At 43.3% G+C, this 15,236-nt stretch carries 11 protein-coding genes; 7 read left to right on the forward strand and 4 right to left on the reverse strand.

Translation table 11 applies throughout. The features are described 5' to 3' along the window. Positions 1-30: 30 nt before the first annotated feature. From cfbD to mpgP, 4 genes are all read left to right on the forward strand, one after another. Entirely contained in the window at positions 31-1,167 is a 1,137-nt protein-coding gene (gene cfbD, locus V7O64_RS13095; protein ID WP_407355814.1) for a Ni-sirohydrochlorin a,c-diamide reductive cyclase catalytic subunit, read from the forward strand. Continuing rightward, on the forward strand, positions 1,164-1,958 hold the full coding sequence (gene cfbC, locus V7O64_RS13100) for a Ni-sirohydrochlorin a,c-diamide reductive cyclase ATP-dependent reductase subunit (protein WP_407357350.1): 795 nt from the start codon (positions 1,164-1,166) through the stop codon (positions 1,956-1,958). Before cfbD ends, cfbC begins: the two co-directional genes overlap by 4 nt. Before the next feature lie 12 nt (positions 1,959-1,970). Beyond that, positions 1,971-3,434 carry a Ni-sirohydrochlorin a,c-diamide synthase gene (gene cfbB / locus V7O64_RS13105; RefSeq protein ID WP_407355815.1) on the forward strand — a complete coding sequence of 488 codons (1,464 nt, stop codon included), beginning with the start codon at positions 1,971-1,973 and terminating at the stop codon, positions 3,432-3,434. 89 nt (positions 3,435-3,523) lie between these two features. Continuing rightward, a complete protein-coding gene (mpgP, locus tag V7O64_RS13110; RefSeq protein WP_407355816.1) occupies positions 3,524-4,327 on the forward strand; it encodes a mannosyl-3-phosphoglycerate phosphatase in 804 nt (267 codons plus the stop codon). 163 nt (positions 4,328-4,490) lie between these two features. Here the strand turns inward: mpgP and V7O64_RS13115 are convergent, their stop codons facing one another. The 4 genes from V7O64_RS13115 to V7O64_RS13130 all read right to left on the reverse strand — a co-directional run bounded on the left by V7O64_RS13115 (position 4,491) and on the right by V7O64_RS13130 (position 8,301). Beyond that, positions 4,491-4,982 carry a rubrerythrin family protein gene (locus tag V7O64_RS13115; RefSeq protein ID WP_407355817.1) on the reverse strand — a complete coding sequence of 164 codons (492 nt, stop codon included), beginning with the start codon at positions 4,980-4,982 and terminating at the stop codon, positions 4,491-4,493. 162 nt (positions 4,983-5,144) lie between these two features. Continuing rightward, a complete protein-coding gene (locus V7O64_RS13120; protein WP_407355818.1) occupies positions 5,145-6,455 on the reverse strand; it encodes an NCS2 family permease in 1,311 nt (436 codons plus the stop codon). Between the two features lie 276 nt (positions 6,456-6,731). Continuing rightward, positions 6,732-7,667, reverse strand: a complete 936-nt coding sequence (locus tag V7O64_RS13125; protein WP_407355819.1) for a cache domain-containing protein — start codon at positions 7,665-7,667, stop codon at positions 6,732-6,734. A 397-nt stretch (positions 7,668-8,064) separates the two neighbouring features. Continuing rightward, complete coding sequence (locus V7O64_RS13130) at positions 8,065-8,301, reverse strand: hypothetical protein (protein ID WP_407355820.1); 237 nt, start codon at positions 8,299-8,301, stop codon at positions 8,065-8,067. Between the two features lie 498 nt (positions 8,302-8,799). On the opposite strand from V7O64_RS13130, the gene V7O64_RS13135 reads away from it, so the two are divergent. The 3 genes from V7O64_RS13135 to V7O64_RS13145 all read left to right on the forward strand — a co-directional run bounded on the left by V7O64_RS13135 (position 8,800) and on the right by V7O64_RS13145 (position 15,176). Beyond that, complete coding sequence (locus V7O64_RS13135) at positions 8,800-12,126, forward strand: chemotaxis protein CheB (RefSeq protein WP_407355821.1); 3,327 nt, start codon at positions 8,800-8,802, stop codon at positions 12,124-12,126. Between the two features lie 18 nt (positions 12,127-12,144). After that, positions 12,145-13,455 carry a PAS domain-containing sensor histidine kinase gene (locus V7O64_RS13140; RefSeq protein WP_407355822.1) on the forward strand — a complete coding sequence of 437 codons (1,311 nt, stop codon included), beginning with the start codon at positions 12,145-12,147 and terminating at the stop codon, positions 13,453-13,455. Positions 13,456-14,255: 800 nt separating this feature from the next. Beyond that, a complete protein-coding gene (locus V7O64_RS13145) occupies positions 14,256-15,176 on the forward strand; it encodes a mechanosensitive ion channel family protein (RefSeq protein ID WP_407355823.1) in 921 nt (306 codons plus the stop codon). Positions 15,177-15,236 lie beyond the last annotated feature (60 nt).

Below are 15,236 nucleotides of genomic sequence, written 5' to 3' on the forward strand. Positions count from 1 at the left end.
TAATAACCACTTAAGTATATCGGGATATATATGGCTGAAAACGATATTTCTATTATACACCCGCGGCCCAGTTCTATTGTGGCGGCGTTATACACGTTACGCGATCTGAATGTTGATGTTGCTATACTCCATGGTCCTCCGGGCTGCTCTTTCAAACATGCAAGGCTTCTTGAAGAGGATGGCATACATGTTGTGACAACAGCCCTTGACGAGAATGGCTTTGTTTTCGGGGGGCGTGATGAGCTCTCCTCCTTGCTTGTAAAGGTGAATGAGATGTTCAGTCCAAAGCTCATCGGTGTGGTTGGTACCTGTGCCAGCATGATCATCGGCGAGGAACTCCGTGAGCCGGTTCTGGATGCCAATCTGGATGTGCCTGTCATTGAGGTGGAGGTGCATGCCGGATATCCGAACAATACCAAAGGTGTCCTGATGGCACTGGAGGCAGCATGTGAGGCAGGTGTCATTGATGATCAGGAGCTTCAGAGGCAGAGGCATCTGCTTGAGGAAGCGACCAATGTGGAAAAGAGACATGGTGCGGCAAGCAGGGAATACCTGGCTCCTTCACGTGGTGACCTGAAATTCAAGGTTGCTGAAAAGATAATAGCCAATCTCAAAGAAGGCAAACGCTGCCTGACCATCATGAATGCAAAGAAAGAGACCGGTTACATGTTCGCTGACATCACAGTTGCTATCAATGAGGTGGCTGCACAGCTTGGCATGGAGGCAAATGTCATCAACATGGCAAATGTGGATGATACCGTTGGTCTTCCCCGGGTGCGGCACCATGCAAAAAGTATAACAGATGATTTCAGGGAGAAGAATGTCACTATTCATGAGATAATAGGTGGAATGGATGAGTATCCGATTGCCGGGGAAAAGGTAAGTGAACTGATAGCTGAAAAATACAGTGATTTTGACTTTGCAGTCATCACAGGGGTCCCTCATGCAATACCCATGGACCAGCTGAGGGGAATGCAAATAATATCCGTGACCAATGGTCCAAGACAGGTACTCCCGTTAAAGGAAATGGGGCATGAGCATGTTATTGTGGAGATCGACCTGCATCCAAAGACCCTTGGTGTCAACCATATAGTTGAATCCGAGTTCGGGGCAACATTGAGGGAAGTGTCAAGGGATATGCTTGAGAAGGACCCGGAGGTTGTCTGATGCCCCAGAAGAGGATAGCCATCTACGGCAAGGGCGGTATAGGTAAATCCAGTACAGCATCCAATGTTGCTGCAGCATGTGCTGACGAAGGCTACAGGGTCATGATAATCGGTTGTGACCCCAAGAGCGATTCTTCTATAACGCTTCTGGGTGGACAGCGAATACCAACCATTCTGGACCTGCTGCGGCAGAAGATCGAGGTAACGGAGAAGGACATAGTCCATGAAGGTTACAAAGGTGTCAGGTGTGTGGAAGTCGGCGGACCAGAGCCCGGGATTGGCTGTGCTGGCCGCGGCATCATTGTTGCCATACAGAAACTGAAACAGATGTGCAAGTCCATAGATGAAATGGACCTTATAATCTACGATGTTCCCGGGGACATCGTATGTGGTGGCTTTGTTGCACCCATACGTAAGGGACTTGTCAACGAAGCGTACATCCTGACTTCCGGGGAATACATGCCACTGTATGCTGCTAACAATATCTGCAGGGGACTTGCCAAGATAGATACTCAGCTCTCAGGCATCATCTGCAATTCCAGAAGCGTCACCAGGGAAGAGGATATAGTACGCAGGTTCTCAGAGGAGATCGGCAGCAAGCTCATGGCTTTCATACCAAAGGAGCAGATTGTGCAGGATTGCGAGAGAGATGGTTTCTCTGTGCTTGAAAAAGCTCCGGATTCATCTGTAGCAGATGTTTATCGGGAGCTGGCCCATGCCATCATGTCCAATGACAGCTCGGTAATGCCTGAAGCCCTTGAAGATGAGAGACTGCGCGAGCTTACGCGCTAAGGTTTGATTGCAATGTCAGACACCCTCTCTATTCCCCAAACAAAGAACATACCCCGGATACTCCTCTCTGCAGGTAGCTCATCATCGGGGAAAACAACCATCACTATCGGCCTGCTTGCAGCCCTTAATGAGGCAGGATATAAGGTCCAGCCATACAAGGTGGGGCTGGATTACATCGATCCCAGCTATTATTCCGAGATCACCGGTCGCAGGGCCCGGAATATAGACGGTTTCCTTATGGATGGGGAGGGAGTCAGGGATGTTTTCATTCACGGGGCTGAGCTTGACGGCGATGCTGATATAGCCGTTATCGAGGGTGTTCGGGGCCTGTACGAGGGCTTTGACAGTTTTACAGATACCGGTAGCACTGCCCAGATAGCCAAGATCCTGAACTGTTCTGTTATACTTATCATCAATGCCAGGAGCATTACCCGCTCTGCAGCGGCCCTTGTAAATGGCTTCAGGGACTTTGACAGGGATGTTCACATTGCAGGGGTGATCCTTAACAACATAGGTGGCCCCAGGCATGAGAAAAAGGCCACTGAGGCAATAGAGTTCTACACAGGTATCCCTGTTCTGGGTGTTATCCGGCGCAACAGTTCCATGAAGATATCCATGCGACACCTCGGCCTTGTCCCTGCTATCGAGGAGCGACGACGCGCCGATAATTACGATGAGAGGATAGATTTTATAAAAGATGCTATCAAGGCCGGCATTCAGATCGATCGCCTGCTGGAGGTGGCACACGCAGCTCCGCCACTCAAGCGTCCTTCACAGACTGTTTTCACCCCCCGGGAAATCAAAGGCAAGCGCCCGGTAATTGGTGTTGCCCTTGATGAGGCTTTCAATTTCTATTACCACGACAACCTCGAGCTGTTACAGATGGCAGGAGCAGACCTCAAATACTTCAGTCCTGTCCATGACAGCAAGCTTCCGGATGTGGACGCCCTCTACATCGGCGGCGGCTATCCTGAGCTTTTCGCCGCAGAACTTGAGAACAACGTTTCCATGCGCCAGGATATCCTTGATGCATCCTGCAACGGGATGCCAATATACGCAGAATGCGGCGGTCTCATGTACCTGACAGAAAAACTCAGTACCGGAGTAAAAGGCAAAGGAGCCTACAACATGGCCGAGATGCCCGAATCCACCCACGACATGGTAGGGGCACTTCCCGGTCACACTCTCATGGGTCACAAGCGCGTGGTCAGCTACAACATAGGCTCTCTTGATGCGGACACAGTCATCGGGAAAGCCGGGAATTCCTTCCGGGGCCATGAGTTTCACCACTCAGAGGTCACAGAGATCCCCGATGACGCTAAATTTGCGATAAAGCTCTCCCGTGGAACCGGTATACTTGATGGGTGGGATGGGCTCACTGTTAATAATACACTTGGTTGCTATGCTCATCTGGTTGCGAGCTCTTACAGGGAATTTGCTGAAAGCTTTGTGGATTTTGTGATGAAAGCCAGATAATCTGTATCATTCATACCAGTCCTTCCATCCAATCACTTAATACTGATCCCTGCAAAATACCACTATCAACATTCAGGGGAACATTGACCATGCAATACATCGTTTTTACGGATCTTGACGGCACACTGGTAGACCATGATACATATTCATATGAGGCGGCGCTTCCTGCGATCAATATGCTCAAGGAAAAGGGCATACCGCTTGTATTCTGTACCAGTAAGACCAGGGCGGAGATAGAGGTGTATGTGGATGAACTGGAACTTTTGCATCCTTTCATATCGGAGAACGGGGGAGCTATCTTTATTCCGCATGGGTATTTTGATGTGGATTTTGTCGTTTCCAGATCCATGGATAAATATGATGTTATTGAGCTGGGTACGGATTATAACATCCTTAGAAATGTACTGTTGAATATTGCATCATCAGAGGGGCTTTCACTTGTGGGATTCGGGGACATGACAGATGCAGAGGTCAGTGAGGATACAGGCCTTGATGTAGAATCTGCCTGTCTTGCAAAACAGAGGGAATATGATGAAGCTTTCAGGCTCGACGGGAATGAAGATGATGCTGGCAGGCTGATTGGGAGTATAAGGGCACGTAGGCTCAACTATACCCGGGGAGGTCGTTACTGGCACATTATCGGTGACAATGATAAAGGTAAGGCGGTCCGTATTCTTACGCAGGTATATAGTAAACAGTTCGGTGATATAAAGACCGTAGGTCTTGGTGACAGCCTTAATGATCGTCCCATGTTAATGGAAGTGGACATAGCTTTCCTTGTCCGCAAAGCAAATGGTGAGCATGATCCCGCCATCACTGATGAGAGGATCACCAGGGTCCCGCAAGTCGGCCCTCTGGGCTGGAACATGGCCATACTGGGTCTTTTAGAGTGAGATCATCAGATATTATGTTTTTTGTTTCATTTTGAACCTGTATGATGGCTCAGTATGCCACAAAATAGCTGGCAGAAAAGGTCGCAACAAAAACAGGGAGAGCTTTTCTTTATCTTCCAAGCTCTCCTGTTTGCAAAGTCACAAGGACATTGCATTTAAGTCTTCAGTCTATCTTATCGAACTTTGAGGCAGGTGCGCCGCAGATCGGACAGTTGTCATCGGGTTTGCCTTCGTGGGTATGTCCGCAGACACTGCAGACGTAGTAGTCCACTTCTTCGTTGTTCCCAAGCTCTTCCAGGGCTTTCTTATACAACCTGGCATGGATATTTTCTACCTTATTTGCGACCTCAAAACTCCAAAGAGCCCTGTTGTCACCCTCTGCTTTTGCTTCTTCTATGAATTTAGGGTACATTTCCTCGAATTCGTATGTTTCCCCGTTAATTGCCTCTTTCAGGTTCTCCATTGTTGTCCCAATCCCACCCATACGCTGAAGGTGATTAAGAGCATGGACTGTTTCAGCAGCAGCGGCAGCTCTGAAGAGTTTGGCCACCTGTGGATAGCCTTCATCATCTGCTTTCTTTGCAAAGGCAAGGTATGTCCTGTTTGCCATTGATTCACCGGTAAATGCTGCTTTTAGATTATCTTTTGAAGTCATGTCTATCTCCTTTAAAATTTACCTTCTTACTCAATGGTTCGTCAATATATCAGATTAACGGCCATTTGGTAATAATCCAATTGAACGGTTTCAGTTCTGCTGCAAGTTCCCTTAGATGACACCAGATTTAAAAAGAAGGCAGGAAACCTTCAATTTCACTGTTCAATATGGATAGAATATGAAGAACAATGAACACAGTATGAACAATCCCCATGCTATCGGTTTGACCTCATTGCTTTTACCGCTGAAAAGCTTAAGCAAAGGGAACAGGACAAATCCTGCACAAAGTCCGACTCCCAGATTATATGTAAAGCTCATGAGAATTATGACCGCCATTGCAGGGATCATTTCAGTGTAGTCATCCATGTCTATTTTCTTTATAGACACCATCATAAGAAGACCGACGACTATCAAGGCAGGTGAAGTAGCTGCCGCAGGTATTGCCGAGAATATCGGATAAAAGAACAAACCCAATGCGAAGAAGAATGAGATAACGATCGCCGTAAGCCCGGTCCTCCCCCCTTCTTCGATGCCTGCAGCTGATTCGATATAAGCACCTGTGGTGGTAGTACCTGCAAGAGCACCGAACACCGTGGCAAGTGCATCTGCAAGGAATGGTTTTTCCATGTCTTTAAGGTTACCTTGTTCATCCATGTAACCGGCCTTTAAAGAAACGCCTACAAGGGTACCCATTGTATCCATAAGGTCCATTGTGAACATTGTAAGTATAACTGCAAAGAACCCCCAGGTGAGTGCCCCTGCAATATCAAGCTGAAACAGAATGGGAGCAATACTTGGTGGCATGCTGACAATTTTTTCCGGTGCCTGGAAGACGCCTGCTGCAAATCCGATCATAGCAGTTATAATGATACCGATAAGAATTGACCCTTTTACCTTCTTTATCATTAATATGCTTATAAGCAGGAAACCGAACAATGTGAGAGCAACAGGTATGGTATTAAGCGCCCCTACATGCAAAGGAGCACCTTCCACTCCAAGTGAGACAATACCTGCATTAACAAGTCCGATGAATGTGATGAACAGCCCAAGTCCGACTACAAAACTATATTTAAGATTATCAGGAACTGCATCTACCATTTTGTTCCTCAGGCCTGAGACCGTCAATATGGTAAAGAGAACACCACTGATGAAAACTGCTCCCAGTGCTGTCTGCCATGAATAGCCCAGAACCCCTACAACAGTGTATGCAACAAAAGCATTCTCACCCATATACGGAGCTATTGCAAGTGGTTTTTTTGCATATAATCCCATAATCAGTGTTCCAAAGATAGCAGATAATATCGTAGCTACCATAGACGGACCAAAAGGTATCCCGGCAGCTTCAAGTATGGAGGGGTTTACAACAATTATATAGGCAACTGTCATAAATGTGACAATTCCTGCCATAACTTCGGTCTTTACATTAGTTCCATGCTCTTTTAAGCGAAAATAATTTTCCAGTATATCTGACATGCCACAATTCCGGCTAGCTGTAGTTATATATTATTATATTCAGTGAATTACTTTCTATTTAAAGCTTTTTTAATCTTAAATCCGGCTTCAATGGATGCCACATAAGGCAGAGTCAGCACAATTCCTGATGCAATAAGGAAACTGATAAAGATACAAATTGTTAGATTATAAAGATATCAGTTGTCACGAAAGTATCATTTATTGATATAGGCCTGAATATAAATATCCAGGTACATCAAACACTATCATTAAAAAGTGAGGGTGAATCTTGAAGTTTCACTCCAAAAGTTCCTCATTCTCCTGTGACCAGGCAGGCTGGTCTATGGCAAAGAACTCAAGATCTGCCTCCCCGGTGTTCACTGTCTGCTGCTTTGAGTTTTCAGGTATGAGGACAAGTCTTCCTTCATATAGTTCAAATGGGATGTCTTCTATGTAGAGGATGCCTTCGCCTGCAAGGATATAGTATGCTTCGGGATTTCTCATCATATGTGCTTCTATGGACCCACCGGGCCTGATTATCACATGGGCTATACTGTAATCTATTCCAAGTTCCCTGTCAGATGTTGCTGGATGGAGGAGGTTGCCAAGGGACACGGTTTTAAAACGTGTGAAATACTGAATGTCTTCAAGGCTGTTGGTGTATACGTGGTCATCTGCATAAAAACCAGATGTGACGGCGTATATCTGTTTATCGATAGAAGTTCTCTTGACGAATGTATATTTCAGGGATGGAGAAGTCTCACCAGGTTTTGGCCAATAGTAAGAGACCCATCCCTCTCCCTCTTCGCTAAGTGCAGTACCTATGAAAAGCTCGTCCAGGGGTTCACCGTTATAATCTTTCAGGCCAATAACACTTTCACCTTCACTGCTTACGTTCGGTGCATAGGCAACCCGTATTCCTTCAGTTGTCCATATACTGAGGTAGGTGTCATTATGGAACCACTTGCTGTCTTTTTGCCTGAACTGTTCAAAGGCAAGTTCACCATCTTTGTCCATCAGTTCAACAGCCTCGTTGACAAGAGATGCTGTGTCTTCTTTTTTTATTGCCAGGGATGTCTGCCCTGTCTGCCTGTTCAAATCTCCACTGTCAATCGTTAGTTCTGTGTCTGTCTGCTTTTCTGCTGTGGTATCTTCTGTCTGCACACAACCTGCAACAGCAATAAGAAGTAAGGACAATGAAAGAATACAAATTATTATCTTACGATCATTCATAGTTTTAACACCTTTTTACTTAATCTGTAGGTAAAGATCTCTTTTTTCCTAAAACCGGAATACAGGGAATATCCAGTAATTGAGCTTTAAATTGCAAGTCTTTATTTGTGAGTTTGATCTAAACTGTTCCTTTCCAGCAATGCATATTGCTTAAAATCAGGGGTTTGTAAGCTGCAAATCCACATCAGAATGCCGTTTATTATATTATGTAAAATAATACAATTAATATGATACTATTTGTAGCTTACGAATATATTTAGACATTCATAGACATTTATATTTGAAATTGTTATCAAGTCCCTTTTCATAAAATCCGGACTTTATTTTTGCAAAGAACCTTGTCCCTGGATCCTATTTACTATACAGCCGATAAGAGCAAGCGAATGTGGCATCGGGGTCAACCGATAAAATAAGTTTTTATAGTCCAGATTACACCAATAAGGACCATAAAGATACCTGTGAGCCCTATGTTAAAAAAGACAGAGGATAGTACAGAAGGCTTACTTCCTTCATCACAGGAATCTCCAGAGGTCAGATCGATTCCGAAAACATCACAAGTGGATATAGTTGCAGCTACTAAAAAGACGATAATAAGACCTGAACTTACCATATACAGAGGAGTTTTCAGGTTCATAAGGCGGTAATATAGTTCAAAAGACTTAACTGTTTACATCAGACTTAAATTATGCAAATATTTAAATATATATCTGATTTAATAAATATCGCCGGGGATGATTTTTTCTATTCATTAACAAAACCCATGCATGACCTGACCATCAATCTATGTGCTCTGGCTTATCTCCTCCATCAGTATTCGTCACAGGATGTCTATTTTCTTCTGTTTTTTTTTAAATCCTGCTCTTTATAGCTAAATCTAAAGAAAATGATATTGCCAATTAACAAATATGTGTATATTTAACAATCAACTGGCATTATATAGAAAGGATTAAATAAAATAATACAACATTCTATTTAATTCAAGTCGCATAAAAACGGGGTTAATGTCTGCCATGACATGTGGCTGGCTATTATTTGCGGCCAATCTGCAAAAGGGTAGATGCCTGCATATGAAGATGATCAATTGTATTTCATTGGTATAAGGATATGATGGTGACATTAATGGGGGTTTAACATGGAAGTTACGAACCTTTCTGGAAAAAGTACGGATCATGAATTTTACATAGTAGGTATAGGGGCATCTGCAGGCGGACTTGAGGCTATTGAGACGCTTTTTGATCATATGCCTCCCAATACAGGCATGGCTTTTGTTGTCATTCAGCACCTATCTCCGGATTACAAAAGCCTCATGGTGGAACTGCTTTCCAAAAGAACGCGAATGGATGTACTGAGGGCTGAGGAAGGGATGATGGTAGAGCCGAATAAGGTGTACCTGATCCCTCCCAGGAACAACCTCACTATATTTCATGGAAAATTACTCCTGAGTGAACAGGGACATTCCAGAGGCCTCAATTTTCCCATAGATATATTCCTGGAATCACTTGCTGAGGATCAGGGCAACAGGGCCATCGGTGTTATATTGTCAGGTACGGGAAGTGACGGTATGCGCGGCATAAAATCCATCAAGGAAAAAGGCGGTATGGTCATGGTCCAGAGTGAGGAAAGCGCCAAATTCGATGGTATGCCAAAAAGTGCGATATCAACAGGCATTGTGGACTTTATCCTTTCCCCACAGGACATGCCTGAACAATTGCAGTCTTTTATAGAACATCCTTATGCCACCAGCCAGAAAAACACGATATCTCTGCTCACCGACCAGGAGAATATGGACCGGCTCTATTCTCTCCTTAGGAAGAAACACAAGGTAGATTTCACATACTACAAGATGAATACCGTTGTCAGAAGGGTTGAACGCAGGATGATGGTCAACCATATCAGCGAATTCCGTGACTATGTAAGGTACCTGGAAGACCATCCCCATGAGATTACAAATCTATACAGGGAACTGCTCATAGGTGTCACTCATTTCTTCAGGGATACGGAAGCCTTTGAATTCATATCTGAAAAATGTATCATGGATATGATAGGGAAGCCAGATGCCAAAGAGATCAGGATATGGGTAACTGGCTGTTCAACTGGTGAAGAACCCTATAGTATTGCCATGCTTCTGAAAGAGAATATGGAAAAGCGCGGCAAGATGGTCAATGTGAAGATATTCGCAACTGATGTGGACGGCGACGCTATCATGAAAGCAGCAAACGGGCGTTATCCTGAAAGTATAGTTGCTGATGTAACCCCCGAAAGACTGCGTAAATATTTCATTGCCACTGATAACGAGTTCCAGATATCAAGGGAAATAAGGGAGATGGTGGTGTTTGCAAAGCATGATGTTATCACAGATCCTCCGTTTCCCAATATCGATCTTATTAGCTGCAGGAATCTTCTGATATATCTTCAGCCTGTGCTCCAGTCAAGAATACTGGAACTTTTCAACTACTCCCTGAAATCCGGTGGAATACTGTTTCTGGGGCCAAGTGAAACTACCGGGGATATGTCAGACCGTTTCGAACCTCTTAACCATAAATGGAAGATATATCGTTCAAGAGGAAAAGCCAAGATCCTTGATATGCAGAAGATACGCAATATCACAATAGATGCTTCCAGGGTCAGGAACGATTATAATTCTGTTTCAAGACCTTGGAGGCAAAATCAGGATGAGAGGCTTCTTGAAAGGATCGTTGATGGCCTTAAGGATGAATATCTTCCCCTGACAATTGTAACCAATGAGAATATGGAAGTTGTTTACACCCTTGGGAACACTGAAGGATACTTCAGGGTACCTTCCGGAAAAATGGTCTTTGATATCACAAAGATGGCATCAAAGGATCTGTCAGTGCCTATTACCACCGGCCTGCAGAAAGTCTTTAGCAACAAGGAAGAGATAAAGTATACCAATGTAAAGACAACTATCGGTGATGAGAAGAAAAATCTGAACATCAGGATCAAACCTCTTTCCGCAAGACAGAACCAGGAACCTCTGGCAGCAATAATCCTGACCGAGGACATCCGGGAAAGACAAGAGTGTGTCTTTGAGAGCGAACAGATAGAATACGACATGGATAAGGTTGTTGAACAACGCATCAATGACCTTGAGCATGAATTGCAGTTCACCCGTGAGAATCTCCAGGCGACCATAGAGGAGCTTGAAACATCCAATGAGGAACTGCAGGCAACCAATGAAGAACTTTTTGCCAGCAATGAAGAGCTCCAGGCTACCAATGAAGAGCTACAATCGGTCAACGAGGAGTTACATACTGTTAATGCCGAATATCAAGCCAAGATAATTGAGCTTACCGAACTTAATCAGGATGTGGAGAATCTCATGTCCAACACACAGATAGGAACCCTGTTCCTGGACGAGAACCTGGAGATCCGCAAGTTCACCAGCATGATCAAAAATATATTCCATCTTGTCGATAATGACATTGGAAGGCCTCTTGAGGGTATTGCCAATAAAATAATGGAATTTGATATACTGGATATGATTAAACTGGTCCGGGATACTAACACCAGCCACGAGACAGAGGTCCAGACAAAGGATGACAGGTGGTATCTGTTGAAAATAGTTCCTTATAAGGTTGGGCGTGATATATACTCAGGGATGATTATTACTATAGTAGATATAACAACCCTGAAGAGAACCCAGCGTTCCCTAGAAAAAAGTGAAATATGGCTTCATGAAGCAGCCTCACTTGCAAAGGTAGGAGGCTGGGAAATCGATCCCGTTACTATGAAAACCCTCTGGACCGAGGAAGTTTACAAGATACATGAAGTGGAACCGGGCTTTGATCACAATGTTGAGAAAGGGATCGAATTCTACCATCCCGAGGATCGGAAAAAAATAGAAGAAGCTGTATCCATGGCTTTTGAGAAGGCTGAGCCATTTGATCTTAAACTGCGTTTTGTAACTGCAAGGGGCAATGAGAAATCTGTAAGGGTCAAGGGAAAAGCAGAGAAGAATCACAAAGGGATAAAAAGGGTCTACGGTTCCTTCCAGGATATCACGGAGCAGACGCTTAAGGAAAATGAACTGAAGAAAACAAAAACAAAATACAAGGAACTCTATGAGACTATAACCAGTCCCACTATAGTATGTGAGGACCTTCCTGACGGGCGTTTTGTGATAAAAGAAATAAATTGTGCGGGTAAATATCTTTTTTCAATGGAGAAAGACGAGTTGCTGGGCAGGGACCTTTTCGAACTGTTACCTGGACACGATGGAGCTCTGAAAGAAGCATTTTTGGATGTCAGGAATACAGGGCATCAATTACACATTCCTTCCATCAATCTCAATTATGAACCATTTGAGGGACCTTTTGAGATACATGCCTACAAACTTCCTTGCGGAGAGATAGTAAGTATATTTTACAGAATTGGTGGAACCGGGCAGAAAGTGAACAATGCCACTACAGAGGGAACGGGAGAGAAACAGGGTGCATGAGCAGTGAGGGTGTGGAACATGGAAGAAATCTTCAAGGATCTGAAAAAAGATGCATTAAAACCCGGGAAGGAAGAAACGTATGAGGACATCGGAAAACTCTCCGATGAAGAGATTCAGGAAATCCTTCATAACCTGCGTGTACACCAGATAGAACTGGAAATGCAGAACGAGGAACTGAAAAGGGCTCAGGAGGAGCTTGTTCTCCAGAGGGAAAGCTATTTCCATCTGTTCCACAGGGCCCCGGTGGGTTATGCACTCGTAGATGAGAATGGTCTTATCAGAAAAGCTAACCAGTTGCTTTGTGAAATATTTAATTTTCCCAGAAATGACAACATGGATGAACCTCTTTTAAGATATATTTATGAAGAAGACCGGAGTATTTTTGTATCCCGTTTCAAAGCTTTTTTTAAGAAACTGGAAGATAAGACCCTGGAGCTGAGGCTTAAAGGAAAGGATGATGAAATAATCCATGTGCAGATGCGGGGAAGAAAAGAGGTCAATAGTCATTTCGGTATTCTTGGTGATGAAAACGATCCTTCACTGATACTGATAACATTCAACGACATAACAGAACGTAAGATTGCAGAACAGGCGATTATGAAGGCGATGCTTGCGGCCGAGGAGGCAAACGAGATAAAAAGCAAGTTTCTGGCAAGTATGAGCCATGAGCTGCGCACTCCTTTAACTTCGGTTATAGGTTTTTCCGAGGCACTTATAAGGGGAGATGCCGGGAAGATCAATGACGAGCAAAGACATTATCTTACCTATATTGAAAAAAGCGGGATGCACTTGCTTAAGCTTATCAATGAGCTTCTGGATATCTCAAAGATAGAATCGGGTAAAATGGAACTGAATTTAGAAGAAGTGAGCCTTAATAATGTCTTCTCTGAAGTAGAGAATATGGTATATCCAATGGCTTCCTGCAAAAACATAAAGCTTCAATTTAATACGTTCTCTCATGATACTGTTCTGCAAGCTGATAGCAATAAGCTAAAACAGATCCTTTTGAATCTTCTTAGTAATGCCATCAAGTTTACACCTGAACATGGTAGTGTAAATGTCGATTCAATGCTGATAGATGGCAGTATCCGGATATCGGTTTCGGATACCGGCATAGGCATACCGTATGAGCAGCAGCAAAAGGTCTTTGAGCCTTTTACACAGGTGAATTCACCACTTTCAAGAGATAACAATGGCACAGGCCTTGGTCTTGCTCTTGTAAAGAGCTTTGTGGAGTTGCATAATGGGGATATTGATCTTGAAAGCGAACCGGGAAGAGGAAGCAAGTTTACATTTTCCATCCCTTTAGAAGACATTTGTGGCAACTGAATTCTGACATTGGAAGAAAAACAGATGTTTGTGAATTTATATTCTGTCAATATATCTTAATTCGCTGATACCTTCAAAAAGAAAACGTTAAGTCTTTCCTTTCTCTTACAGTACCCATGGTATCATTTGTGGGGGTGGAAATGCTGTTTAATCTACATTCTCACCTGCCATGTATTCAAGCGGGATGGGCAGACCGGGCTTTTTAAGCGGATGCCTTTGAGTCCGATCTGCCCAGATGAGACCACCCCCACGTTTGATGTTGCTGAATATGCCGTTCTCTGATATAAGATTATTGATTTGTTACTGGGGTTAAATATTTTTAAAGTGGAGGTTGTATCTGGTATTGTCATGCATTAAATTGCATTTGTATATGTTAATATATACATTATATATTTAAAAACAGTTATATGTTTTTAGAACCTATATTTATACGAGGTAGCAGATCATGAATAATAAAGCCATCATCAGCGCTAAAAAAGTAGTGATTATGGTATTTCTTTATCTTGTAATGGTCCTGGGAGTTATTTCAATAGCAGGACTTGTGAACATATAACTACTTACTAACCGTTACTTGCAGATACATCTGTCTTTTTTGTTGGTATTGGGTTTTTTGATTACATGTGCCAGTGGGCATGAGATTATCGTATTTGGGATTCTTCGGTCTTTTCAGGGCTTTAATAATGGTTTATTTTGTTTCAAACTCAGGTATCTTTAAATATAATCAAAATAGAATTTTCTATGAAAACGGAGTGGAATTCGGAATAATTCCGAGAATAAACAAATTTAAAGGGGTTGATAGTATGGCAACATCGCCAATACTGGATAGTGTATACACTATGTTAGACGATATGATAGCTTTTCTTCCAACACTGATAGCTGTTATATTGTTATTGATAGTCGGAAAGATCGCAGGGAAGGCATTGGGAAAGATAGGATCAAAGATACTTGATAAAATAGGTCTGGATGACCTGATAGACAGGACGTCAATCGGAAAGATGATAGAGCGTACCAATATAACAACCGTGGAGTTTTTTGATGCTGCTATCAGATGGTTTGTCTACTTCATATTTGCAGTGATCATCATTGACTTGCTAAATGTGCAGATAGTTGCAGATTTTATCACACAGATAATACTGTACATACCGCTAATACTCTCTGCAATAGTGGTACTTATAATAGGACTTATTGTAGTTGATTTCCTTGCAAACCTGATTAAGAACGTTCTTATTGCAACCGGGATCGACGAGCGCATATCAGCAACAAGCCTGGGTAATGCCATGAATGCTAGCGGCATGACGTCATCATCATTGGTCGCTCTGATTGTACAAATATTCGGATACCTGCTTTTTATCATGGCTGCACTTAACATCCTCAACCTTGGTATCATTGCAGGAGTAGTACAGTCCATCCTGGTATATCTCCCAAATCTCTTTGCAGGAGTTGTAATACTGCTGATAGGCCTGTTAGCTATTGATATGTTCGCAGATTATATCGGAGGCCTGCTTGAGAACATGAATGTGGAAGGTACCAATATATGGATACCTGCACTGAGGGGATTCCTTGCATTCATCGTTATACTCCTGGCGCTTGATGCACTGCTTATAGATACAAGCATATTCTATGCTTTCATTGGTCCTCTTGCATGGGGTATAGCCGTTGTGGTTGCCTTTAAGTGGGGTATCAAGGACGCACTTGTGGAATATGCAAAAGCCAGAAAATGAGCTGCACATAGATACGATATTAAATAAATATCGTGTTACCAGAAAAATTATGTCTGGCAT

This window comes from Methanolobus sp. WCC5 (genome assembly GCF_045690325.1).
In the GTDB taxonomy this organism is placed as follows: Archaea; Halobacteriota; Methanosarcinia; order Methanosarcinales; family Methanosarcinaceae; genus Methanolobus.